A 24080-nucleotide genomic window follows, 5' to 3' on the forward strand; every position below is an offset into this window, starting at 1 on the left:
TCAGGCTTGCGCGTAGCCGCGCGACAGGCGGCCCACGAGGTTGAGGAGCGTCACGCAGGCCAGCACCGCCACGAGGAAGACGATCGCGATCGCCGCCGCGAAAGGCCAGTTGTTGAGCGAGGAGGCCTGCTGGTACAGGTACATGGGCATGAACAGCATCTGCCCGCCGCCGATCAGCGACTGGGTGATGAAGGCGGTGATCGCCGCCGCGAAGGTCAGCAGGCAGCCCGCCACGATGCCGGGCAGGCAGAGCGGCAGGGTCACCCGGAGGAAGGTGCGCCACGCCCCCGCCCCCAGAGCCGCCGAGGCGTCGGCGAGGTTCGGGTCGATCCGCGACAGGGCGGTGACCAGCGGCAGGACCATCAGGGGCATCTGCACCTGCGCCAGCGCCAGGACGAGGCCGCCCTCGGTGTAGAGCAGCTTCAGGGGCGTGTCGCTTAGGCCGAGGCCGATCAGGGCGGCGTTGACGATGCCCTGGCGCCCGAGGATCACGATCCACGCGAAGGTCCGCACCACCACGCTCGTGAGCAGCGGCAGCAGCACGATCAGGGTCAGCAGGCCGCGCAGCCGGCCGGGCGCCCAGGTCAGGAGCAGCGCCAGCGGCAGGCCGAGCAGCAGGGTGAGCGCGGTGACCTCGACGCCGAGCCACAGGGTCGCGCCGAGCACCCGCAGGGAGAACGGGTCGAGCAGGAACCGGGCGTACTGGTCGAGGCCGAACCGGGTCATGCCCGGATCGGCGTAGAAGCTCACCAGCAGCAGCAGCGCCAGCGGCGCCAGGAAGAAGACCAGGAAGAACGCACCGAGGGGCAGAGCGAGGCGGATGTCGTAGGCCGCCGTCCAGGCGCGGACCGGGCGGCCTGGCGCCGCGACCGGGCCCGCCGTCGCCATGGCCGGGCCGGCGGTCACACCCGGATCTCGCGGTTGAAGCGCTCGATCCAGGCCGACCGGCTGCGGTTGATCGCGGCCCAGTCCTGGAAGACCGACTTGCGCTTCAGTTCGTCCGCGTCCTTGGCCAGCACCTTCGCGATCGCGCCCTCGATCGCGACCTTCCGGTTGGTCGGCACGATCAGGTAGGGGCTCTGCATCAGCTTGGCCTGCACCTCCGGCGAGAGGGCGGCCTCGATCAGCTTGAAGGCCAGCTCCTTCACCGGCGTGTTCTTGACGATGTGGATCGTCGTCTTGAAGGCGATGATGCCCTCCTTCGGAATCGCGAACTCCACCGGCACGCCCCGGGCCTTCAGGATCTGGATCGCGTTGAAATTGCCCGGCCCGATGTCGACCTGCTCCTGCTGGTAGAGGGCCGCCAGGGCGCCCGGGTTGGCCGCCACGGCGGCGAGGTTCGGCTTGAGCGCCTCCAGCGCCTTGAAGCCCGGCTCGACATCGGTCTCCGAGCCGCCGTGCATCCGGGCGATCTCCACGAGGAAGCCGGTGCCGAGCGTCGAGTTCAGGTTGGTGATGCCGACCCGGCCCTTGTACTCGGGCTTCCACAGGTCGGCCCAGGAGGTCGGCGGCGTCTTCACCTTCTCGGGGTTGTAGGTCAGGCCGACGATCTGGAAGAACGGCGCCGGGCCCATCGGCTCCTGCGCGTCGGCGATCAGGTCGCCGTAATGGGCCGACTGGGCCACAGGATAGGGCTCGACGAGGTCCTGGGCGATGGCCGTGAGGGCGGGGCCCGGATCGTGCAGCATCACGTCGATCGGCGGGTTGGCGCGGGCGGCCTGGACCTTGGCGATCTGGTCGACCGAGAGCATCGGATCGAGGATGACGTCGCCTCCCGAGCTCTTGCGGAAGGCCGGCACCAGCACGGCCCGGTGCGCCTCCTCCCAGCTGCCCGTGAAGGTCGCGAAGACGAGCTTGCGCGCCTGCGCGCGGGACAGGCCCGGGAAGGCCTGCGCGGCGCCGAGGGTCAGGGCGCCGGCGAGGAGGCTGCGGCGGTGCAGGGTCATGGTCGGCTCTCCTGGCTCGGACTCGGGCGGCTCGGCTTCAGTGGCGGGAATCGGGGAAGACGCTGACCCGCTCGGGCGCGGTCGGCGACAGGCGCACGCGGGTGCCGGGCGGCCGGGGCCGGGCGCCCGCGGCCCGGGCCTCGGCGGTCTTCAGGCGGGCGCCGCCGTCGAGGCGGATCTCGTGGACCAGGGTGGCGCCGAGCGGCAGGCCGATCTCGACCACGCCGTCGAGCCCCTCCCCTCCGGTCGCGAAGGCGACGTGCTCGGGCCGCAGGCAGGCGGCCACCCGCGTCCCGTCCGGCAGGGCCGTGACGGTGGGGAGAAGGCCGCCGGTCTCCAGAGCCACCACGCGGGTGCCCCCCGGCCCGGTCGCGAGCCGGCCGTGCAGGACGTTGGCCGTGCCCACGAAGGTGTTGACGAACAGCGTCTCGGGGCGGTCGTAGACGTCGGTGGGCGGTGCGAACTGCTCCAGGCGGCCGGCATTGAGCACGGCGACCCGGTCGGCCATCGACAGGGCTTCCTCCTGGTCGTGCGTGACGATCAGCGTGGTGGTGCCGGCGCTGCGCTGGATGCGCTTGATCTCGATCTGCATGTCGAGGCGCAGGTTCTTGTCGAGGGCCGCGAAGGGCTCGTCGAGGAGCAGGATCGAGGGGCGCACGGCGAGCGCCCGGGCCAGCGCCACGCGCTGCTGCTGGCCGCCCGACATCTCCCGCGGGTAGCGCCCGGCGAGGTGCTCCAGCCGCACCAGCGCCAGCATCTCGGCCACCCGTGCCTTCTGCTCGGCCCGCCCGACCCCCCGGGCCGCGAGGCCGTAGGCGACGTTGTCGGCGACGCTCATGTGGGGAAACAGGGCGTAGTTCTGGAACACGATGCCGACGGTGCGGCGGTTCGGCGGCAGGTGGTCGACCGCCTGGCCGCCGATGATGACGCGCCCCTCCGTCGGCTTCAGGAAGCCCGCCACCGCCCGCAGCAGGGTGGTCTTGCCGCAGCCCGAGGGCCCGAGCAGCGCCACGAGCTCGCCGCCCTTGATGTCGAGGGTCACGGTGTCGACGGCGAGCGCCGTCCCGTAGCGCTGGGTGATCCCGTCGAGGATCAGGGTGGTTCCGGCTCCGGCGCTCACGGACGGCCCTCCCCGTCCGCCGCGAAGGCGCGGCCATGGGCGGCGAGATGCGCGGTCGAGCAGCCGGCGAGGTCCAGGCCCTTCCACAGGGTGACGGCCACCGAATCGATCACCGGCACGCCGAGTTCGGCCTCCAGATCCGGAGCCAGGACGGCGCCCGCGAGATTCGTGCAGACGATCGCCACCGCGTCGACGCCCTCGGCCGCCACCGCCCGGACCATGCCGGCGATGGCCTCGGGACCGGCCTCGGCGAAGGCGAAATTCTCCGACAGGCCGAGATGGCGCTCGGCGCCGCAGTCGAATCCGGCCGCACCCCAGTTGGCCTGGATCCGGCGCTGGACGTCGCCGGTATAGGGCGTGACGAGGCCGATCCGCCGGAAGCCCCGGGCGCGGAACAGGTCGCGGAAGGCGAGCGCGGCGGTGGAGGCCGGGCGTCCGGTCCGGTCGGTGATCGCGGCGCCGAGGCGCTCGTCCGCGTCGAAGCCGAGCCACGCGCCGGAGGTGCCGTTCCACAGGATCGCGGCGACCCGGGCGTCGGCGAGCAGGTCGGCCGCGCTCAGGATCGGCTCGGGGTCGAACTGGTCCAGCGCCGCCGCCGACAGGCCGATCTCCGTCACGCGGAAGCGGGCGAAATGGGCGCTCACACCCGCGCAGCCGGCCAGCAGATGGGCGGTGGCCGGCTCGAGGACGCTGTTCGACGAGGGCGTCAGCATGCCCAGGCGCGTCGTGCGGTTCGGTCGTTCCATCGCATCCTTCCCCGACACGCGGAGCATCCGACAGGCCGGGACGAGCGACAAGGTATTTTCTGCATGCTGCATGCAATTTGCGCAAATGCATGATATGGCAGCGCAAGTGGCCGAAAAATGGATCATCGATCGGGCGGCCGCACGCGCTAGGCTGGCGCGGTGGAGCGGGAGGATCGATGGACGTCGTCGCACGAGGCCGGGGCCGGCCCCGCAAGGCCCTGATCGTCCCCGCCGCGCAGGTGCACAGGATCGGCCTGCACGAGCAGGCGGCGGCCCGGCTCAAGGACATGATCGTCCGCGGCGTGCTGCCGGCGGGCGCGACCCTCGTGGAGACGGACCTCTCCGTCGCGCTCGGGGTCTCCCGGACCCCGCTGCGGGAAGCCCTCAAGCTCCTGGCCGCGGAGGGGCTGGTCGACCTGCACCCGAATCGCAGCGCGCGCGTCCCGGACTGGACGCCGGAAGAGATCCTCGAACTGTTCGAGGCCTTGGCCGGCATCGAGCGGCTCACCGCGGAACTCGCCGCGCCGCGGATCTCCGAGGCCCTGATGGACGACCTGCGCGGCAAGCAGGCTCAGCTCGACCGCATGCACCGGGACCAGGTGCTCGACGCCTATTTCGCCCTCAACCAGGAGATCCACCGGACGATCGTCACGGCCGCCCACAACCGTCCGCTGGCGGAGGCCCACGCGCCGCTCCAGGCCCGGGCTCAGTGGGCGCGCCTGCGCGCGCTCTCCAGCGGCAGCCGCTGGGCGGAATCCGCCCGGGAGCACCGGGATCTGTTCGAGGCCCTCGCCGGGCGGGACGCCGCCGAGGCCGGGGCCATCGCCCATCGCCACGTGCTGCGGACCGGCGTGGTGATCGCCGAGACGCTCCACGCCCGGCGCGCGGCCCCCGCCGCCCGGTAAGGAAACGTTAACCCTGTCGGCGCATCGGTGGGCCACCAGCCGGATGCAGGCCTTCCACGCCCCTCCGATCCGCCCCTCAACACGGGTGGGCGTGGAAGCCTCGTCCGGCGCGGGCCGTCAGGCGTCGTCGAACGCGATCCCGAGTTCGGTTTCCTGACGCCACGTGACGCGAACCGGCCGACGCTGACCGTTGATCCCGTAGGACAGCACGAAGGCGTCGGGAACGCCGATCACGCTGACGACGCGCAGGCGGGCGCCGCCGTCCGAGATGTTGCGGATCGTGCAGTCGATCGCACCGCCACCGGCGAGTTCGATGTGCCCCTCGAGAAGCGTCCGTCTGCGGGGCGCCACACGTCTGTCGTCCATCCTCGTTACCCTTGGCTTGCGGGGCCGGATTCCACGCGAAATCCACACGAGCATCGCTGATCCGACGCACGGGTCCCGCTGCCTACCCGTCCATCGGCGCGCGATGACGACGGGCGGCACGGGCCGGTCCGTCAGCCATCGGCGCGAGAAGATCACGGTTTTCGTGTCGATTCCGTCAAGAAATCGGAAGACCGATCGCAGCCGGGCCCCGTCAGGACGTCTTCACCAGTTGCAGCGCGCCCCTTTGGAGCGGCGCGGGTGATGGCGCCGCGCTGCGGGTCTGATTGCGGCCGCCGGTCTTGGCCTCGTAGAGGGCGCCGTCCGCCAAGCGGTACAGGTCCGGCAGGGGCGCGCTCCGGTCGCCGCTCGGCCGCGCGGCGGCGAGCCCGATGCTCACCGTCACGACGCCTGCCCCGAGCCCGGCCGACGGGACGGGGAGCTTCGCCACCTCGGCATGGATCGTGTCGGCGACGCGCCGGGCGCCCGCCTCGTCGGTTTCGGGCAGGAGCACGGCGAACTCCTCGCCGCCGATGCGGCTGGCGAGATCCTGCGGGCGGTGCACGCTCGCCGACAGACTGCGCGCCAGGCCCTGCAGGACCGCATCGCCCACCGGGTGCCCGTATTGGTCGTTGAAGCGCTTGAAATGGTCCGCATCCACGATGAGCAGCGACAGGGGATGGCCGTCGCGCCGGGCCGCGTCCAGAGCCCGCTGGTACATGTCCTCGAAGCAGCGGCGGTTCGGCAGGCCGGTCAGGGCGTCGGTGCGCGACAAAGCGGCCATCTCGGCCCGCATCGCCTCGCGGCGGCGCAGCTCCCGCCCGAACAGGAGCGACAGCGCGATCGTGAGGCCGCACAGCGCCAGCACGATGCCGCCGATGATCGTCGCCTTCGCGGCCCAGTCCGCCTCCACGTCCTTCGTGGACAGGGCGACGTTCAGGATCAGCGGCAGGGTCCCGATCCGCGTGAATTTGTAGCTCCGCTCGACGCCGTCGCGCACGGAGGTGCTGACGAAACTGCCCCGCCCCTCCCGCAGGAACCGCCTGAAGGTCGGCGCCTGCGCGATGTTCGCCCCGAGATCGGCCTCCACGTAGGGATAGCGCATGATGCGGGTGCCGTCGGTCAGGTACAGGTTGATGGCCCCGCCCGGCCCGAGGTCGATCTCGCTGAACAGGTGCGTGAAGTAGGACAGCTTCACGGTGCCCAGAACCACGCCGCCGAAGCTGCCGTCGGGCCTGTCGATGCGGCGACTGAACGGCAGCATCCGCTCGCCGTCGAGCCGCGACACGATCGGGCGCCCGACATGGAGGCCGAGCCCGGCGCTCGCCTGGTGAACCTGGAAGTACTCGCGATCCGCGTAGTTGCCCTTGCGGGGCGGGACGGCCGCGATGTCCGCGACGACATCGCCCTCCTCGTTCAGGATCAGCATCACGCCCATGTCGCGGGCGGTCGCGGCGCGGTCGAACAGGATGAGCTGGCGCAGGCGCGGATCGGCCTCGGTCAGGCCCGGCACCTTCAGGTTGTCGACGGCCGCGCGGATCGAGAGATCGTACATCTCGATGTTGCGCACGATGTCGCGCTCGAGGACTTGGAGGAGGTTCCGGCTGGTCTGGTCCGCGCTGTCCCAGGCGTCCCGGCGCAGATCGGCCAGCATCAGGCCGGACGTCACCACCATGCCCAACGGGGCCAGGACGCCGAGCGCGATCCAGGTGCGGGCCGATCTGAGCCAGGAACCGGCGCGCCGCAACACGTTCATCGGCCCCACACAGGCGTCGTTTCGTTGCCGGGTACTGACATGGCGCGCCTTAACCGCGGCTTTCGCACCCGAGCGGCCGAGCCATCACGGGCGAATTATGGGGATGACGGTCCACTTGTGATGGATGGCGCTGACCGGGCCGTCCGAGGGCCGGCCTCCGCCTCGGCGTGCGGGAAGCGCAGCTCGACATGGCAGCCGCCGCCCGCCGCGTCGCGGATCGCCACGGGGGCGCCGTGCAGGTCGGCGATCGCCGCCACGAGGCTCAGGCCCAGGCCGTGGCCGGGCGTCTGGCGCGCCGCCTCCGCGCGATAGAAGCGGTGGAACACCTGGCTGCGCTCCCCCGGTGGCAGCCCCGGGCCGGTATCGGCGACGGTCACGACGATCGCGGCCTCGGTCCGCTGCAATCCCACCGCGACGCGGCCGCCGGGCGGCGTGAATTTCAGGGCGTTGTCGAGGAGATTAGAGAGGGCCTCGAAGCACAGGTCGCGGTCGCCGTGGACGGGGTGCGGCCCGTCCGGCGCCGCGAGCGTGAGGTCGATGTCCTTCTCCTCGGCGAGCGGCGCGTGGAACTCGACCGCCACGGCCGCCACCTCGCCGAGATCGACCCGCGTGAACGCGCCGCGCCGCCGCCCGTCCTCCATCTCGCCGATCCGCAGGACGGCGGTGACCATGGCGAGCGTCTGGTCGATCCACACGAGCCCCTGGTCGATCGCCTCGTGGAACTCCGCGACGGTCCGGGCCTGGGACCGGGTGCGCTCGAGCCGGGCGCGCAGGCGGGTGAGCGGCGTGCGCAGGTCGTGGGCGACTGCGTCGCCGACGCTGCGGACCTCGCCCATGAGGTGCTCGATCTCGTCGAGCATCCGGTTCACGGTCCGGGTCAGCCGGTCGAACTCGTCGTCGCCCGGGCCGACCGGCAGGCGCTTGCCCAGGTCGCCGCGCATCACCTCGGCCACGGCGGCCTCGGTGGCGGCCAGGCGGCGGCGCGCGCGGCTCGTGAGCAGCAGGCCGCCCAGGGCCGAGAGCGCCAGCGTCGGCACCAGCCCGAGGCCGAGGGCGCGCAGGATCGTGGCCTTCACGCGGTCGATCTCGTCGGTGTCGTGGGCGATCACCACGGTGCTGCCGTCGGCGAGCGCCAGCGCGGCCGCCCAGATCTCGTCCTGGAGGCTGCGACCGGCGAGATCGACCGTCGCGCTCACCCGGTACGCGTCGCCGTCGCGCGCCAGACGGGCCGGCAACGCCCCGAGATTGCCGGCCCGGCGCGTCCCGTCCGGCGCGAACAGGCCGCCGTAATGCGTGGCGTGGACATCCATCGCGATCCACGTATCGACCCGGGTCGCCGCGACGCCAGGATCGGCCGCGGCCGCCCGGACCTCCAGCCGGAGCGTTTCGGCGAGTTCCTCCCGCAGGTAGTCGGCCGTCTGCCAGTAGACGAAGGCGAACATCGCCAGGGCGAGCAGGAGCGACCACAGGGCGATGCCGAGCGCCCAGCGGATCGCGGTGGAGCGGAACAGGTCCGCCGAGCGGAGCCGATCAACCATCGGGCGTCAGCGTGAAGCCGGTGCCGCGCACGCTGTGGATCAGGGGCGGCTCTCCCCCCGCCTCCAGCTTCCGGCGCAGGCGCCCGACATGGACGTCGATCAGGTTGGACTTGGGCGTGAACCGGTAGTTCCAGACCTCCTCGAACAGCATCGCCCGGGTCACGATCTGGCCGGGGCGGCGCATGAGATACGCCAGGAGCTTGAGTTCGCGCGGCAGCAACTCCAGGTCGCGGGCGCCGCGCCGGCCCGTGCCGGCGATCAGGTCGATCGCGAGGTTGCCCACGTGCAGGACGGTCTCGCGGCTGTCGACCGGCCGCCGCAGCAGCGCCTCGATGCGTGCGGCGAGTTCGGCCAGCGCGAAGGGCTTGGCGAGGTAGTCGTCCCCGCCGGCGCGCAGGCCCCGGATCCGCTCGTCGACGTCGCCCAGGGCGCTCAGGACCAGCGCCGGCGTCCGATCCCCGTCGCGGCGCAGATCCTGGAGGACGCTCAGGCCGTCCCGGCCGGGGAGCATCCGGTCGAGGATGATCGCGCCCCAGCCGCCGTCCCGGGCCGCCCGGGCTCCGTCCGGACCGGTCGCGGTCCAGACGACCTCGTGGCCGCGTCCGCGCAGGTCGTCGAGCACGTCCCCGGCCGTCTCCGCATCATCCTCGATCAGCAGCAGCTTCGCCACGCGCGGCCCCCGCCCCGGTTCCACGCCCCGGCGCAGGCGCGGCTGTTTCCCGGTCCCGGACCCTTGTGCCGGACTTCGCGGCGCAAATCGCCCCGCGACCGTCCGCATGAACCCGAATTTAATGGCACCGCATCGCGTTGGCCCTCTTTATTGGAATGACTCTAGCCCGTACCCGCGTGCCCCTCGGCCGCCGGACGGTGCGCTTCCGGATTCCCTCGATGCGGACTTGGTCTCGCCTTCCCTGCCCGTCCCGCCGCTTCGCGCCCGATCCGTGGACGTCGGTGCATGCCTAGGAAGCGGCGCCCGCGGCGCCTGATCAACCGCTACGCGGCGAGCCGCCTGTACGATGTCGAGACCCGGGCCTACGTCACCCTCGATCACCTCAAGGATCTGCGCAGCGCGGGCTACGAGGTCGTGGTCCGTGAGGTCGAGACCGGGCGCTTCGTGACCGAGGACGTGCTCAAGCCGGGTCTCGACGCGTGAGGCGGCCGGTCGAGTCGGCTGCGGCGCTCGGCGCCGGGCGATGGGGAGGCCTGCGGTGGATCGGATGGCGCTGACCATGGACGCCTCCGACGCCGCGCGGGAGGCCGAGACCGACGCGCAGGCGCCGCATCCGGATGTGGGGCCGACCGCGGCGGCCGCTCCGGAGGTCCAGCCCGGGAAGGCCCGGCGCGGCGGCGCACGCCTGGTCTGGCTCGTCCTGATCCTCGCCGCGCTCCTGGGCGCCGGCTGGATCTCGCGCGACGCGCTGCGCGACCGGCTCGGCTTGGGGCCTGCCCAAACCGGGGACGACGCCTCGGCGACGGCCTCGTCCGCCGCGAAGACGGAGGACGCGCCGGCACAATCGGACTTCGTCACCCTCGACGCGGACGGCCAGAAGCGGTCCGGCCTCGCCTTCGGGACGGCCGAGACGCGCCGGATCGTCCTGCCGGTGCGCGCCCCCGGCACCGTCGCCTTCGACGAGCGGCGCGTGACGCATCTGAAGCCGCGCACGCAGGGGCGGGTCCTGAGCCTCGCGGTCCAGCCCGGCGACCGTGTCGCGGCCGGCCAGACCCTGGCGACCCTCGACGCCGCCGGGATCCTGGACGCGCGCAACGGCCTCCAGGCCGCCCAGGCGACCCTGGGCGAGGCGCAGGCCTCCGAGCGGGCCGCGGAGATACAGCTCAAGCGCGGCCAGGAGCAGCTCAAGTTCGGCGGCGTCGCCCAGGCCGAGGTCGAGCGGCGGCAGGTCGATCTCGCCAAGGCGCGCGCGGCGGTCCAGTCCGCCCAGGCCAATGCCGACATGTACCGGGCGCAGTATCAGCGCCTCGCCCCCGCGGAGGGCGCCGCGCCCGGCACCAGCGCGGTCGTCACCCCGATCGCCGGGGTCGTGACGCAGGTCGGCGTGACCCTCGGCGAGGTCGTCGACACCGCCCGCGACGCGTTCACGGTGGCCGATCCGGCCCGCGTCGTCGTGCTGGCCAATCTCTACGGTCCCGACATCACCCGGGTGAAGGCCGGGGACGCGGCCACGGTGGACAGCCCGATCCCCGGCCAGCCGCCCTTCGAGGGCCGGGTGCGCTCCGTCAACGCCGCCCTCGATCCGGCGACCAACACCGCGCCCGCGCGGCTCGAACTCGACAATCCCGAGGACCTGCTGCGCGCCAACATGTTCGTGTCGGTCACGGTGGCCGCCGATCTCGGCCGGTCGGGCGTCACCGTCCCGGCCGCCGCGATCCAGCAGACCGAGGCGGGCCCGATCGCCTTCGTGCGCGTCGCCCCCGACCGCTTCGAACGGCGCGTCCTGACCCTCGGGATCCAGCGGGCGGACTGGGTCGAGGTGACACGCGGCGTCGCGGCCGGAGAGAGCGTCGCGACGGCGGGCAGCTTCGGCCTCAAGGCGATCCTCATGCGCAGCCTGCTCGGCTCCACGGATTGAGCACCGCGATGAAGACCTGGTTCGCCCTGATGGTGCGCCGCCGGTTCCTGGTCCTGGTGGTGGCGCTCGCGGCCGCCGCGGGCGGGATCGCCAACCTCGAGGGCCTCTCCATCGACGCGGTGCCGGACATCTCGCCCCGGCAGGTGATGGTCCTGACCCTGTCGCCGGGGCTCGGCCCCCTGGAGGTCGAGCGTCTCGTCACCTTCCCGGTGGAGAATGCCATGGCGGGCGCGCCGGGCCTCGCCAATGTGCGCTCCACGTCCCGGGCCGGGGTCTCGGCGGTCTACGCGACCTTCGACGAATCCGTATCGGTGACCGAGGCCCGGGCCGAGGTGTTCCAGCGCCTGCCGCAGGCCAAGAGCCTGATGCCGGCCGGCGTCGGAGACCCGCAGATGGGCCCGATGGCGACGGGCCTGGGCGAGATCTACCAGTTCGAGCTGCGCGGGCCGGCCTACACGCCGATGCAGCTCAAGCGCATCCTGCAATGGACGATCGCCCCGAAGCTCAAGCTGACGCCGGGCATCGCCGATGTGAACATCTACGGCGGCCAGATGCCGACCTACGAGGCCCGCATCTCCGCCGACGCCCTGCGCCGTTACGGGGTCACCCTCGCCCAGGTCTACACGGCGCTCGCCGACAACAATGCCGCGCGCGGCGGCGCCTATCTGGAGCACAACGATCAGCAGGAGGTGATCCGCGGCCTCGGCCTCGCCAAGGGCCCGCAGGACATCGCCGACGTCGTGGTGGCGACCGGCCCCGGCGGCGTCCCGGTCACGCTCGCGACGCTCGGAACCGTGCAGGAGGCGCCCAAGGTCCGGCTCGGCGCCGTCACCCACGACGCCGCGGGCGAGACGGTCGTGGGCATCGCCCTCATGCGCTACGGCGAGAATGCCAGCGCGGTGGTCGAGCGGGTCAAGAAGACCATCGACGACCTGCGCCCGCAACTGCCGCCCGGGGTGGCGATCGTCCCCTATTACGACCGCAGCGCCCTCGTGGATCGCACGATCCATACGGTCGCGCACAACCTCCTTGAGGGGGCGGTGCTGGTGATCGTGGTCCTGCTGCTGCTGCTGGGCAACCTGCGGGCCGGCCTGATCGTCGCCGTCGCGATCCCGCTCGCGATGCTGATGGCGTTCGCCGGCATGCGCCTGCTCGGCCTGTCGGGCAACCTGATGAGCCTCGGCGCCATCGATTTCGGTCTGATCGTCGACGGCGCCGTGGTGATGATCGAGAACGTGCTGCGCGCGCGCGGGGAGCATCCGGACCGGCCGGCCACCGAGGTGGTCCGGGACGCCACCGCCGCCGTGGCGCGGCCGGTGATCTTCGCGGTGGCGATCATCATCCTCGTCTACGTGCCGATCCTCGCGCTGCAGGGCGTGGCCGGCAAGATGTTCGTGCCGATGGCGCTGACCGTGATCCTCGCGCTCGCCGGCGCTCTGGTCGTCACCCTCACGCTGATGCCGGCCCTGGCCGCCCTCTTCCTCGCCGGTCGCGGCGTCGGCGAGCGCGAGACGCGCCTCGTCCGGGGGATGCGCGCCGCCTACAGGCCGCTGCTGCGCGGCGCCGAGCGGCACGTGGTCCTGACCGTCGGGGTGGCGCTCGCGCTCTTCGCCGGCTCCTGCGTGCTGGCCACGCGCCTCGGCGGCGAGTTCCTGCCGAAGCTGTCGGAGGGCGCGATCGTCGTCACCTCGGAGAAGCTGCCGGGCATCGCCCTCGACGCGTCGCTGGCCACGGTCGGCCGGATCGAGCGGGTCCTGAAATCCTTCCCCGAGGTGAAGCGGGTGGTCTCCCTCACCGGCAGCGCCGAGATCCCCACCGACCCGATGGGCGTCGAATCGACCGACAGCTTCATCACCCTCGCCGACCCCGCCACCTGGACCACCGCGGCGACGCAGGACGGCCTCGTGGCCGCCTTCGACACGCGGCTGAAGGAGGAGGTGCCCGGTGTCGCCTACAGCTTCTCGCAGCCGATCCAGATGCGCATGGACGATCTGCTGGAGGGCGTGCGCGGCGACGTCGCGATCAGCCTGTACGGCGACGACCTCAAGGTCCTGAAGGACACGGCCGATGCCATCGTGCGGACGGTGTCGGGGGTCGAGGGCGCCGCGGACGTGAAGGCCGAGGCGCAGGCCGGCATGCCGGCGCTCTCGATCCAGGTCGACCGGGCCCGGGCCGCCCGTTACGGCATCACCGTGTCCGACGTGCTCGACGTCGTCGAGAGCATCGGCGGCCGCACCGCCGGCATGGTCTACGGGGACGACAACTCGATCACCGACATCGTGGTGCGCCTGGATCCCGCCGACCGCGGCGACATCGAGCGCATCCGTGCCCTGCCGGTCGGCCGCTCCGGCCAGGAGGCGGGTCGAGAGGCCGGCAGCCGGATGATGGTGCCGCTGGCGATGGTCGCCAGCGTGGAGGTCGCGACGGGACCGGCGCAGATCAGCCGGGAGCGGCTGCAGCGGCGGATCTCCGTTCAGGCGAACGTCCGGGGCCGCGACGTGCAGAGCTTCGTCGCGGCCGCCCAGGCCGCCGTGGCGCAGCAGGTCACGCTGCCGCCGCGCTACGCCCTGGTCTGGAGCGGCCAGTTCCAGAACCTGCAGGAGGCGACCGGCCGGCTGACGGTTGTCGTCCCGGCCGCGCTCGCGGCGATCCTGATCCTGCTGGTGGTGATGTTCGCCGACATCCGCATCGCCGGCCTGATCTTCCTCAACGTGCCGATGGCGGCCACCGGCGGCATCCTGGCGCTGACCTTGCGCGGGATGCCGTTCTCGATCTCGGCGGCGATCGGCTTCATCGCGACCTTCGGCATCGCGGTCCTGAACGGCGTGGTGCTCACGAGCTACATCCGGGACCTCGAGGCCACCGGCCTTGGCGCCAAGGAGGCCGCGACGCGCGCCGCCGAGATGCGGCTGCGGCCGGTGATGATGACCGCCCTGGTCGCCGCGCTCGGCTTCCTGCCGATGGCGCTCTCGACGAGCGCGGGCGCGGAGGTGCAGCGGCCGCTCGCCACCGTGGTGATCGGCGGCCTGATCTCCGCGACGCTGCTTACCCTCGTCGTGCTGCCGGCGGTCTATCCGGTGGTCGCGGGCCTGCGCCTGCCCTTCGGCGGACCCGGCCGCGCGGCGCCCGCCGCCGTCCCGGAGGCGCGGAAGCGGGCGCGGGCCGAGGCGTGAGCCCGCGCGGCCGGGTCCGCCGAAGGACGTAGCCCGCCCTCCTTCGGCCGGCGCCGCTACGTCGAAAGCGCGGTCCGGCTCCGGAGCGCGGCCGATTGTGGTCGATCCGGACGGCCCGCACGGTGGCGGCAGGCCTCAGGCAGAGGCCGCGGAGCCCCGCCATGTCCGTCCTTGGCCTCGTCGCCGAAACCGCGCGCCCGCCCCGCCTGGCCGTTCTGGTCCCGTGCTACAACGAGAGCCTGACGATCGCGCAGGTCGTCGGCGATTTCCGCGCGGCCCTCCCGACGGCGCAGATCTACGTCTACGACAACAACTCCACCGACGGGACCGCCGAGGTCGCCCGAGCCGCGGGCGCGATCGTCCGGATCGAGCCGCGCCAGGGCAAGGGCAACGTCGTCCGGCGGATGTTCGGCGACGTCGAGGCCGACATCTACATCCTGGTCGACGGGGATGGCACCTACGACGCCGCGGCGGCACCGTTCCTGGTCGGACGGGTGCTCAAGGACGACCTCGACTTCGTCAACGGCGCCCGCGCGGAGGTCTCGCAGCAGGCCTACCGGCCGGGCCACCGCCTCGGGAACCGCGTCCTCACCGGCCTCGTCCAGGGCGTGTTCGGGCGCGAGTTCCGGGACATGCTCTCGGGCTACAAGGTCATGTCGCGCCGCTTCGTGAAGTCGTTCCCGGCGATGTCCAGCGGCTTCGAGACCGAGACCGAACTCGTGGTCCACGCGCTGGAGCTGCGCATGCCCGCCGCCGAGGTCACGACGGCCTATCAGGAGCGGCCGGCGGGATCGGTCAGCAAGCTGCGCACCTACCGGGACGGTGCGCGCATCCTGTACCTGATTCTGCGCCTGATGAAGGACGAGCGGCCGCTCCAGTTCTTCGGCGCGCTCAGCGTGGCGCTGCTGCTCGCCGCGCTCGTGCTGGTCGCGCCCGTCATCGTCACCTTCGTCGAGACCGGCCTCGTGCCGCGCCTGCCGACGGCGGTCCTGAGCCTCGGCATCGTGATCCTCAGCGTGCTGACCTTCTTCACCGGGATCGTCCTCGACCTGACGACCCGCACCCGTCAGGAGCTGAAGCGCCTGCTCTACCTTTCGGTGGCCCGGCAGCTCGATGTCCGCTGAGGCCCGGGCACCCCGCAGCGAGGCGGAGCGCTTCGCGCGCTTCTGCCTCGTCGGCGGGATCGGATTCGTCACCGATGCCGGGCTGATGGCGCTCTGCATCCACGGCTTCGGCTGCGGGCCCTTCGCCGCCCGGGCGGTGTCCTTCACGGTGGCGGTGCTGGTCACGTTCCTGCTCAACAGGAGCCTCAGCTTCGCCGATCTGCGGGGGCGCCCGGTCCTGAGCGCCCTGGCTGGCTACCTGCTGGTGCAGGCCTTCGGCTTCGCCTGCAACATGCTGGTTTTCGCTCTGGCGATCCTCCGGCTTCCCGAGCCGTTCTCCGCCCCCCTCGCCGCGCTGGCCCTGGCCTCCGCGGTCGCCCTCGTCCTGAACTATGCGGGCGCGCGCCTCCTCGTCTTCTCCCGGGTCGGCTCCCGGGTCGGCTTGTCGTCCGCCCCCGAGCTTCGATAGCGGGGCGGCGCGGCTGCCCAGGCCAGCCTCCGATCCGCAGGCCGCGCCGCGATATCGGGACGGGTCCGGCCGTAGCGGACGGCCGTGTCCGGATCGCTCCCTGGACGGAGCCGGCCTCTCGGTCCGGCCGTGCTGGACCAATCCGCACCGTCGGCTTCGGCTGCCGGAAGGCGCTGGAGCCGGTTCAGCTTCGGGACGGGCCCGTTCGTTGCCCGGTGAGATCGTCTGAAGGTCCGGGTAGCGCGATCCGCGCCTGATGCCCGACCGCGGGGGGACCGCCGCCGTGCATCCCCCGGAGGTGGCCGCTTCGCGTCTCCGCCGGCGCATGCCGTCCGTCCCGCCGCGGACGGGTCGGCTCGGCACGCGCAGCGCCCGTCACACCGGCTTGCGCGCCGGCTGCGGCTCGCCCGGCCCGCCCGCACGGACCGCGAGCGCTACCATGAACAGCGCGCTGAGCCACGCCAGGCGCGCTTGGTAGCGGTCATGCGGTCCGGACAGAGCGCCGCAGGCCACCGCGTTGACGAGCAGCAGGAGGCAGATCCCGGTCCCGATCAGCATGAGGCGATCCAGACGCGCCCGGGTGTCGGCCCCGAGCCGGGGCCGCAGTGCCCAGTAGAGCGCGGTGACGGCCATCGCGGCCAAGCAGGACAGGAGGTTGACGCCGAAGGCACCCTGCAGGGTCGGGACGAGCGCGGCCTCCGGCGGGCACACGCCGGGTTGCGCGAGGCACCGGTCGAGCTTGGGGATCGTCTTCAGGATCGCGGCCGTCCTGAACTCGGCATCGTCGACGAGGAGATGCGTCCCGATCACGAACTCGGTCATGTCCACGCTGACGAGCTGCCGCAGGGCGTTGCGCGTCGAGGCCGCCGCCTGCGCGATCGGATGATGCAGGATTGCCGCGCGGACGAAGCGCCCCTCCTCGGCGCCGAGCGCCGTGCGCAGGGCGGCGGGCGCGGTGCTGAAGTTGGGACCGGGGCTCCCGCTGCCCCAGAGAAAGTCATTGTGGTCGACGAAGTGCCGGCCTGCGAAGGCGCAGGCCGCGAAGGGGCGATCGGACGGCGTGCAGGTCTCGGTGAGGAGCAGACGCCCCGGCCCATCGGCGATGACGCGCGCCATCAGGTAGGGCGGCGTTCCGACCGGGTGCCCGGAGACGCGTTCCGCGAGCCGGAGATAGGCCGCATTGAAGGCGAGCCCCAGGATCAGCGCCCCCCCGATCCAGAGCAGCGACGCCCTGCGGACATGTCGGTCTGCGAAGGGGACGAGCCGGCACAGCGCGATCAGGACGAGCGCGGATCCGGCCAGCAGGACGATCGTGGCATGCATCACCAGGCTGAGGGCGACAACGCCCGCATAGGCGAGGGTTTTTCCGCGGGACGCCGCTGTGTCGAAGACGAGCAGCAGGGCCGCCAGGACGAAGGTCGCCGCGAAGATGTCGGGCATCAGGAAGCCGCTGAACGCCCCGGCGGAGGTGAGCAGCGCCAAGGCCGCCAGACCGGCCAGGACCGCACCGGGCCGGGGCCGCTCCCAGACGAGGTCGAGGAATGTCACGGTCAGCCAGGAGACGAGGACGGATTGGAGGACGATGATCCACCACACGCTCGCCAGGGCGGACAGGACGTAGAGCAGCAGCGCATAGACCGGGGAGCGCCCGCCCGCGATCGCGGCAAGGCCGCCCGCCGCATCCGAACTCGCGGCCGGATCGGCCATGACGGCGCCGCCGCTGCCGGCCGCCGCCGCCGAGCCGCCGAGCCGGGCGAGACCGCTGAGGATGCTCCGGCCGATGATGAAGTAGTGCTCGCTGTCGGGGAACAGGAACGGGTGGCCGTTCCAGAGGGCCGGGATCAGAAACAGGATCGTCCCCGCCGACACCAGGATCGCCAGTCGCCCGGCGCCCCGGCGTCCGGCGGGCGAGCTCTCCGCGGACGCGCGCATGCAGGCGGGGGCGGCGCCAGGGCTCAAGGGGCCGGAGCGCTCGTCGACGATGATCATCGGTCCGGTCCTCGATCCCTCTGGCGCCATCGCGGGCTGCGTCCCCACGGCACCCGGACCCTGGTCCCCGTCACGCGAGCCCAGGAGCGCGCCGCCGATCGGCAAGCGGCTTCCGAGCCGCGATCTGCCGGTCCGACGTGGCACGGGCCGTCCGGGGCGGACTATCTCTCCTTTATGGGTAGGGGGCCGGCACGGTCGTCTCGCGGGGGATGGCCGCCCGGGACCGGACGGTGACACCATCCGCAATCGGTATGGGGATACGTAATTCTGTCCGGCTGCTCGCGGGGGCCCGAGACGGCTAAGGGTTTCCCACAAGACTCTCGGGCGCCGGCGGCTTCGCCTCCGACCGCAACCGCGCTCCGGGCGTTGTGCGAGAGGCTCTACGGGATCACGCGTAGAACAGGAGCCCGGCATGTTGGACGGCGACGCCTTTGCCCACGAGATCGCGGCGCTCCTGATCGCCGACATCAAGACGTCCGGCGCACGCACGCGGGGCGAACTCGAGGAAGCCTGCCGGGTCTCCCTCGAGAGCCTGCTCGGCGACGCCGCGGTGCCGCCCGGGATCGCCGTGCTGATGCCGATCGGGCTGGACCGGTGGCCGCGGGTGGTCGTGAAGGGGCGGCGCCTGCCGGACGTGTAGGGAGCGTGGACCGGTTCCGGCCAGCACCGTCCCGGTCCTAGCGGCCGATCACACCCGTACCGCCGGTCGGGCCGATCGCGTTCGGTCCGGTATTCGGGGCGGGCGTCGCGGCCTGGTTGCGCTGGATGTCCATCCGCAGCGTGTTGCTCTGGGTCGTCTGCTCCTGCCGCAGGGCGCGCAACTGGCCGCCGGTTTCCATGGATCGGTTGGCGGCGTTGGGATTGGTCTGCTGAACCTGGGCCGATGCCGGTGTCGCGGCGATGGCGGCCAGACAGAGGCTCGTGGTGATGAGGAGGCGCATGGGGAGGCTCTCGCGCTGACGGATCTTGCGGGGTCGACCCGCCGAGGGCCCGCCAAGTTCCCTCCGCCCGGCCGCGGATCGCGCTGCGCCGCCTCGGCTGCCCGGAATCCGCGTCGCGCGTGAGCGGGCGTCCCCCGGCCCTGCGGCAGGGTTAGCCGAATCTTGCGGTCCCGCGGCATCCTTCACGGCTTGTTAAGATGTCGGGGCAAGGCTGGGGGCGCTGTCGGGAGTGGGGTCTGATGCAAGCCTTGTCGGCGGAGGATGAACAAGCGGTCGAGCGGCTCACGCTCCGACTTCTTCAGGACGCCTATTGCGACCTCGCCGCCGTGCTGCGCGGCGCGCAGCCGCAGGCGGCCGCGGCGATCCTCGGGGTCATGGAGCAGCGCGTGACCGACGTCCTCACCCGGATCTGCCGGCAGGGTTCGGAAGGGGCGGCCTCGGTCGAGATCGCCGTCGCCGTCGGCGAGCGGATCGGCGAGATCATGGATCAGGCGCATGGGCGGGATGGGCCCGGCGTGCGGGCCGCCTGAGCCGGTGAACCCGCCCCGGCGCTCGCGGCACGGACGCCGCCGCGAGCCCTGCGTGATGGCGCGCCGCGGTTTCAGCGAGGCCGTTCGAGGCGCTGCCGGAGGCCGGGCCGACCGATGGCGGCAGACGGCTCGCAGAGGGAACCCGGCATCCGTGCAGACTTCGTGTCCGGCGCGGGGCTGTCCGTTGCCGTGCCGGGAGGCCGTCGAACCGACGGACCGATGCACACGGATGCGCGGATCCTCATCCTGGGCCCAAACGATCGTTTACGAACCTTTAACCCTGATTTCGGAAGCTGCATCCACAGGAACGACCGCTTCGAAACTGCGGTCGCAGTCGGGATATATGGGCCAGGATCACCGGTCGTCCGATGGGATGCGTATATCGATCCCTCCCGCAGGGCGCGGCGCCGGGACGGGGCCGGCGGGACGATCGACGACAGCCGACGGGATCGTGACGGCCGGGACAGTGCTCGGCGGCCGGAGACGTGTGTCCGCGGGGGCTTCGCAGCTGGGGCGCGCGATCTGCAACGGCGTGACGCGTTGGCGCGAACGCCGCAGGGGCGCTCTCCGGCGGGCCGAGGATGTCCGGTCTGGCGCCTTCGCCGCTGCGATCGGGGGCGTGCGCGGTCGGCTTCAGGATGGGCTGGTCCCGCATCGTTCCAAGAGAGAGCGCCCGGGACGAGGCCGTTCGGCATCGGCTCGCGCAGGACGAAATCCGGTTCTCATGGGATCCCGGGTTCAAAGCCATATGAAAATCTTCGCCCGTTCGATCTGAAGGATTGTCGATAAATAGACCGACAAGGACATTTGACGTGTCGCGCTTGAGGAAGAGCCCTTGCCGTTGCTCCTGCCACAGGCGCCATGGCACTGTTTCTTGCGTGTGCGCGTTGCAGTGCGCTCGATTGATCCGGTCGGACCGTGTTTTCAATGTCCAAAACAACGACGCGCATGCAAGATCTGGAATGCCTAGATGCTGACGGTCACTCGGACGCCACTTCGAATCAGCCTTTTCGGTGGCGGCACTGATTATCCTGAATATTTTGAGCGCGCGCCCGGTGCGGTCGTCGGGACGGCGATTGACAAATACATTATCATCGCTGCGCTCGATTTGATTGGTTGCCAGGATTACAATTATAGATTGAGCTATTCCCGGATCGAGCATTGTAACAATGTCGAGGACATAGAGCATCCGGTCGTCCGGGAAGTCCTCAAGCATTTCGATGTCAATCGTCGGCTCGACATAAGCATCATATCCGATTTGCCTGCGGCAGGCAGCGGACTCGGATCCTCGTCGGCCTTCACTGTCGGGTTTCTTCGGACAATCTATACAATTCTGAACCAGAAACCGACAAAAATCGAGTTGTCGAAGAAGGCCATTGAAGTCGAACGCGAGATCCTGCGCGAGAATGTCGGCGTGCAGGACCAGCTCCATGCCGCCTTCGGTGGGATCAACCGGTTCGATTTCAGCGGTTCCGCGATCCGCATCTCCCCCGTTCAGATGAGTTCTGCGGCCACACAACAGCTCAACGCGTCGATGGTGCTGGTCCATACGGGCATCGCGCGGCGCGCGACGACCACGGTCGCCGCCCAGATCGCCGTGACGCGCGCGCGCGCGATCGACAAGGAATTGTCCGAACTCTACCGTCTCGTCGAGGAATGCGTCTCGCTGCTGGAGGCGGGGACGAGCGGCTGGCTCACGCAGCTCGGCGATATGCTCTCCGCCTCGTGGCGCATCAAGCGGACCCTGTCGCGTGAGGTCTCGAATGCGGTGCTCGACGATCTGTTCGAGGCGATCATCGCGTCGGGGGCCTACGGGGCGAAGCTGTGCGGCGCGGGCGGGGGCGGTTTCTTCCTCGCCCTCATCGATCCGGACCGGCTTCCGACTCTGACCGAACGGGTGGCGCCGCTATCCGTCGTTCCGATCGGCATCGATGTCGACGGGTCGACCCTGATCTATCGCCAGACCCGCTGAGCGGCGCCCGCCCATCATTCCAGCCCGGCCGCAGGCGGCCCGACGGCTCATCGCGACGAGAGGCAACGATGCGAATTCTGATCACCGGCGGCGCCGGCTATATCGGGACGATCCTGGTGCCGATGCTCCTGGAGCGCGGGCATCACGTCACGGTTCTCGACACGTTCAAGTCCGGAGGTCCGGACCTGTCCTCGGCCTGCCAGTACGATACGTTCGAGCCGATCAAGGGCGACGCCCGCGATACGCGCATCCTCGACGACCTCATCCCGAAGCACGATGTGCTCATTCCCCTCGCGGCCCTGGTTGGCGCTCCCCTGTGCAAGGAGGACGCGATCGGCGCCACGACCCTGAACCGTGACGCCGTCATCGCCCTGGTCCAGCGCGCGGGCGGCGAGCAGAGGATCGTCTACCCAACGACCAATTCGGGCTACGGCGTCGGCGAGGCCGGCAAGTTCTGCACTGAGGAATCGCCCCTGCGGCCGATCTCGCTCTACGGCACCACCAAGGTCGAGGCCGAGACGGCCGTGCTCGACAGCGGGCGCGGCGTCAGCCTGCGGCTCGCCACGGTGTTCGGCATGGCGCCGCGCATGCGCCTCGACCTCCTCGTCAACGATTTCACCCACCGGGCCGTGACCGACCGGGCGCTCCTGGTCTTCGAGGGCCACTTCAAGCGCAACTACATCCACATCCGCGACGTGGCCAAAGGCTTCATCCACGCGATCGACAATTACGACCGGATGCGCGGCGAGGCGTACAATCTCGGCCTGTCGAGCGCCAACCTGTCGAAGCTGGAACTCTGCGCGCGCATCAAGGCGCACGTGCCGAATTTCGTCTATGTCGAGGCCCCGATCGGCGAGGATCCGGACAAGCGCGACTACATCGTGTCCAATGCGAAGCTGGAGGCGACCGGCTGGTTCCCCGACTTCGACCTCGACCGGGGGATCAAGGAGCTTATCAAGGGCTTCCGGATGATCCGCAATTCGCGGTTCGCCAACGTCTGATCCGGACGCCTCCAGCCCAGCAGCGATCACCCCGCCGGACGGCCCGACAGGTCGGCCGGCGCGGGCACGGACCGAGGTGCTCATGAGCGCGATCGTCGATTTCCTCACGCAGACCCGCGACACCTTCCAGGCGGCCCTCGACGATCCCCGCTTCCAGGCGACCCTCGCCGAGATCGCCGACGTGGTGACCGCATCCCTGCGCGGCGGCGGCAAGCTCCTGACGATCGGCAATGGCGGGAGCGCCGGCGACGCGCAGCACATCGCGGGCGAGTTCGTCTCGCGGCTCAATTACGATCGGGCGCCCGCCGCCGCCCTGGCGCTGACCACGGACACCTCGGTGATCACCGCGATCGGCAACGATTACGGGTACGAGCACGTGTTCGCGCGGCAGGTGCTCGCCCTCGGGCGGCCGGGCGACGTCCTGCTCGCCCTCTCCACCTCCGGGCGCTCGCCGAGCGTGCTGAAGGCGATGGATGCGGCGCGGGCGCTGGGCGTGCGGGTCGTCGCGTTCACGGGCGCGACGGGCGGAGCGATGCCGGAACGGGCGGATCTGTGCCTGTACGCGCCGTCGGACGCGACGCCCCTGATCCAGCAGGTCCACATCACCGCCGCGCACATCGTGTGCGGCCTCGTCGAGGAAAGCCTGTTCCCCCGCGGGACGGCGGCGTGAAGGGCGGCCCGTGACCGAGAGACCGAGAGGCGCCGGCAGCCCCGTCCGGCAGGCCATGATCCTGTGCGGCGGATTCGGCACCCGCCTGGGCGCGCTGACGTCGGCGATGCCCAAGCCGCTGCTGCCCGTGGCGGGCGAGCCGTTCTTGGACGTCCTGCTGTTCGAGCTCGGCCGCCACGGCTTCACCGACATCGTGCTGCTGGCCTCGTTCCACAGCGAGAAGATCCGCGCCTACGCCGCCGACAACGCGGTCGCGCGACGCTTCGGCATGACGCTGCGGGTCTCGATCGAGCCGGAGCAGGCTGGGACCGGCGGCGCCGTCGTGCACGCCCTCCCCGAGGCGGACGAGACCTTCCTCCTGCTGAACGGCGACTCGTGGTTCGACGTCAACCTGCTGGCCCTGCCCGCCCTGGCGGCGCGTCATCCGGAGGCGGCGATGGTCCTGTCGCTCCGCCGGGTGCCGGACGCGGCACGCTACGGCGTCGCGCTCCTCGACGGCGTGCGGATCACCGCCTTCCTCGAGCGGCCGCCCGAGCCGGGCCCCGGTCTCGTCAATGCCGGCGTCTATCTGGTGCGCCGCGACGCCTTGAAGGGCTTCCCGCCGGCCTGCTCGCTGGAACGGGACGTCCTGCCCGCTTTGGTCGCCGAGGGCCGCGTCGTGGGCGAGGCCTACGACGGTTACTTTCTCGATATCGGCGTGCCCGAGAGCTACGACCGCGCTCAGGTGGAGATCCCGGCCCGCCGGACGAGACCGGCCGCCTTCCTCGACCGGGACGGGGTCCTCAATCACGACCACGGCTATGTCGGTTCCGTGGACCGGTTCCACTGGATGGAGGGCGCGCGTGATGCGGTCCGCGCGCTGAACGACGCCGGCTTCTTCGTGTTCGTCGTCACGAACCAAGCGGGGGTCGCCCGCGGCTTCTACACCGAGGCCGATGTCGCCCGTCTGACGGCCTGGATGCGGGACGACCTGCGCGCGGCGGGCGCGCATATCGATGATCTCCGGTACTGCCCCTATCATCCGGACGGGACGGTGGAGGCCTACAGGGCGGTCCACGGCTGGCGGAAGCCCGAACCCGGCATGATCCTCGACCTGATGGACCAGTGGGACATCGACCGCGCGCGCAGCTTCCTGATCGGCGATCAGCAAACCGATCTCGCCGCCGGCCGGGCGGCGGGGCTCGCCGTGCATCACTTCCGGTCGGACGACCTGCTCGCCTTCCTGCGCGAGGCCGCGCTGACGGGCTAGGAAGCGGCAACACGTGTGGGG

General features: G+C 71.2%; 22 protein-coding genes. 12 read left to right on the forward strand and 10 right to left on the reverse strand.

Features of this window, described 5'->3' with window-relative positions:
* From A3862_RS24910 to A3862_RS24925, 4 genes are read right to left on the reverse strand one after another with little or no spacing between them, the layout of a single operon-like run.
* Positions 1 to 906 carry an ABC transporter permease gene (locus A3862_RS24910; RefSeq protein ID WP_111474077.1) on the reverse strand — a complete coding sequence of 302 codons (906 nt, stop codon included), beginning with the start codon at positions 904 to 906 and terminating at the stop codon, positions 1 to 3.
* Complete coding sequence (locus A3862_RS24915; RefSeq protein WP_043349754.1) at positions 903 to 1946, reverse strand: ABC transporter substrate-binding protein; 1044 nt, start codon at positions 1944 to 1946, stop codon at positions 903 to 905. Before A3862_RS24915 ends, A3862_RS24910 begins: the two co-directional genes overlap by 4 nt.
* A 37-nt stretch (positions 1947 to 1983) precedes the next feature.
* Positions 1984 to 3066, reverse strand: a complete 1083-nt coding sequence (locus tag A3862_RS24920) for an ABC transporter ATP-binding protein (protein WP_043349755.1) — start codon at positions 3064 to 3066, stop codon at positions 1984 to 1986.
* Positions 3063 to 3812, reverse strand: a complete 750-nt coding sequence (locus tag A3862_RS24925) for a maleate cis-trans isomerase family protein (RefSeq protein ID WP_236961511.1) — start codon at positions 3810 to 3812, stop codon at positions 3063 to 3065. Before A3862_RS24925 ends, A3862_RS24920 begins: the two co-directional genes overlap by 4 nt.
* Positions 3813 to 3988: 176 nt before the next feature.
* On the opposite strand from A3862_RS24925, the gene A3862_RS24930 reads away from it, so the two are divergent.
* A complete protein-coding gene (locus tag A3862_RS24930) occupies positions 3989 to 4717 on the forward strand; it encodes a GntR family transcriptional regulator (protein WP_043386546.1) in 729 nt (242 codons plus the stop codon).
* A 117-nt stretch (positions 4718 to 4834) separates the two neighbouring features.
* On the opposite strand, the gene A3862_RS24935 is transcribed toward A3862_RS24930, so the two are convergent.
* The 4 genes from A3862_RS24935 to A3862_RS24950 all read right to left on the reverse strand — a co-directional run bounded on the left by A3862_RS24935 (position 4835) and on the right by A3862_RS24950 (position 9044).
* A complete protein-coding gene (locus A3862_RS24935) occupies positions 4835 to 5083 on the reverse strand; it encodes a PilZ domain-containing protein (protein ID WP_043386543.1) in 249 nt (82 codons plus the stop codon).
* Positions 5084 to 5294: 211 nt separating this feature from the next.
* Positions 5295 to 6836, reverse strand: coding sequence for a sensor domain-containing diguanylate cyclase (locus A3862_RS24940; RefSeq protein WP_075379910.1), 1542 nt, complete (start codon positions 6834 to 6836; stop codon positions 5295 to 5297).
* Positions 6837 to 6931: 95 nt separating this feature from the next.
* Positions 6932 to 8374: a HAMP domain-containing sensor histidine kinase gene (locus tag A3862_RS24945; protein WP_052083569.1), complete on the reverse strand. Its 1443-nt coding sequence runs from the start codon at positions 8372 to 8374 to the stop codon at positions 6932 to 6934.
* The gene (locus A3862_RS24950) at positions 8367 to 9044 is read right to left on the reverse strand and encodes a response regulator transcription factor (protein WP_043386537.1); all 678 of its coding nucleotides are present in this window, start codon (positions 9042 to 9044) and stop codon (positions 8367 to 8369) included. The genes A3862_RS24945 and A3862_RS24950 overlap by 8 nt, the downstream gene beginning before the upstream one ends.
* A 285-nt stretch (positions 9045 to 9329) precedes the next feature.
* Between A3862_RS24950 and A3862_RS24955 the strand changes: the two genes are divergently transcribed.
* From A3862_RS24955 to A3862_RS24975, 5 genes are all read left to right on the forward strand, one after another.
* A complete protein-coding gene (locus tag A3862_RS24955; RefSeq protein ID WP_043349771.1) occupies positions 9330 to 9527 on the forward strand; it encodes a polyhydroxyalkanoate synthesis regulator DNA-binding domain-containing protein in 198 nt (65 codons plus the stop codon).
* Between the two features lie 76 nt (positions 9528 to 9603).
* Positions 9604 to 10962 carry an efflux RND transporter periplasmic adaptor subunit gene (locus tag A3862_RS24960; protein ID WP_236961513.1) on the forward strand — a complete coding sequence of 453 codons (1359 nt, stop codon included), beginning with the start codon at positions 9604 to 9606 and terminating at the stop codon, positions 10960 to 10962.
* A gap of 8 nt (positions 10963 to 10970) precedes the next feature.
* Positions 10971 to 14135, forward strand: coding sequence for an efflux RND transporter permease subunit (locus A3862_RS24965; protein WP_043756307.1), 3165 nt, complete (start codon positions 10971 to 10973; stop codon positions 14133 to 14135).
* Positions 14136 to 14296: 161 nt separating this feature from the next.
* Complete coding sequence (locus A3862_RS24970) at positions 14297 to 15259, forward strand: glycosyltransferase (protein WP_043349781.1); 963 nt, start codon at positions 14297 to 14299, stop codon at positions 15257 to 15259.
* A complete protein-coding gene (locus A3862_RS24975) occupies positions 15249 to 15707 on the forward strand; it encodes a GtrA family protein (RefSeq protein ID WP_043349782.1) in 459 nt (152 codons plus the stop codon). Before A3862_RS24970 ends, A3862_RS24975 begins: the two co-directional genes overlap by 11 nt.
* A gap of 375 nt (positions 15708 to 16082) precedes the next feature.
* Here the strand turns inward: A3862_RS24975 and A3862_RS24980 are convergent, their stop codons facing one another.
* A complete protein-coding gene (locus A3862_RS24980) occupies positions 16083 to 17696 on the reverse strand; it encodes a hypothetical protein (protein ID WP_043756305.1) in 1614 nt (537 codons plus the stop codon).
* 412 nt (positions 17697 to 18108) lie between these two features.
* Between A3862_RS24980 and A3862_RS24985 the strand changes: the two genes are divergently transcribed.
* Positions 18109 to 18336: a hypothetical protein gene (locus A3862_RS24985; RefSeq protein ID WP_043349788.1), complete on the forward strand. Its 228-nt coding sequence runs from the start codon at positions 18109 to 18111 to the stop codon at positions 18334 to 18336.
* A gap of 37 nt (positions 18337 to 18373) precedes the next feature.
* On the opposite strand, the gene A3862_RS24990 is transcribed toward A3862_RS24985, so the two are convergent.
* On the reverse strand, positions 18374 to 18637 hold the full coding sequence (locus A3862_RS24990) for a hypothetical protein (RefSeq protein WP_043756303.1): 264 nt from the start codon (positions 18635 to 18637) through the stop codon (positions 18374 to 18376).
* A gap of 239 nt (positions 18638 to 18876) precedes the next feature.
* Between A3862_RS24990 and A3862_RS24995 the strand changes: the two genes are divergently transcribed.
* The 5 genes from A3862_RS24995 to A3862_RS25015 all read left to right on the forward strand — a co-directional run bounded on the left by A3862_RS24995 (position 18877) and on the right by A3862_RS25015 (position 24059).
* Positions 18877 to 19167 carry a hypothetical protein gene (locus A3862_RS24995; protein WP_043349792.1) on the forward strand — a complete coding sequence of 97 codons (291 nt, stop codon included), beginning with the start codon at positions 18877 to 18879 and terminating at the stop codon, positions 19165 to 19167.
* A 970-nt stretch (positions 19168 to 20137) separates the two neighbouring features.
* Positions 20138 to 21139 carry a GHMP family kinase ATP-binding protein gene (locus tag A3862_RS25000; protein ID WP_051044748.1) on the forward strand — a complete coding sequence of 334 codons (1002 nt, stop codon included), beginning with the start codon at positions 20138 to 20140 and terminating at the stop codon, positions 21137 to 21139.
* A 68-nt stretch (positions 21140 to 21207) separates the two neighbouring features.
* A complete protein-coding gene (locus A3862_RS25005; protein ID WP_043756300.1) occupies positions 21208 to 22140 on the forward strand; it encodes an NAD-dependent epimerase/dehydratase family protein in 933 nt (310 codons plus the stop codon).
* 82 nt (positions 22141 to 22222) lie between these two features.
* On the forward strand, positions 22223 to 22810 hold the full coding sequence (locus A3862_RS25010) for a D-sedoheptulose 7-phosphate isomerase (RefSeq protein ID WP_043386513.1): 588 nt from the start codon (positions 22223 to 22225) through the stop codon (positions 22808 to 22810).
* A 10-nt stretch (positions 22811 to 22820) separates the two neighbouring features.
* Positions 22821 to 24059 (forward strand): HAD-IIIA family hydrolase, encoded by a 1239-nt coding sequence (locus A3862_RS25015; protein ID WP_236961515.1) that lies wholly within the window; start codon positions 22821 to 22823, stop codon positions 24057 to 24059.
* Positions 24060 to 24080 lie beyond the last annotated feature (21 nt).

The organism is Methylobacterium sp. XJLW, from assembly GCF_003254375.1.
In the GTDB taxonomy this organism is placed as follows: domain Bacteria; phylum Pseudomonadota; class Alphaproteobacteria; order Rhizobiales; family Beijerinckiaceae; genus Methylobacterium; species Methylobacterium fujisawaense.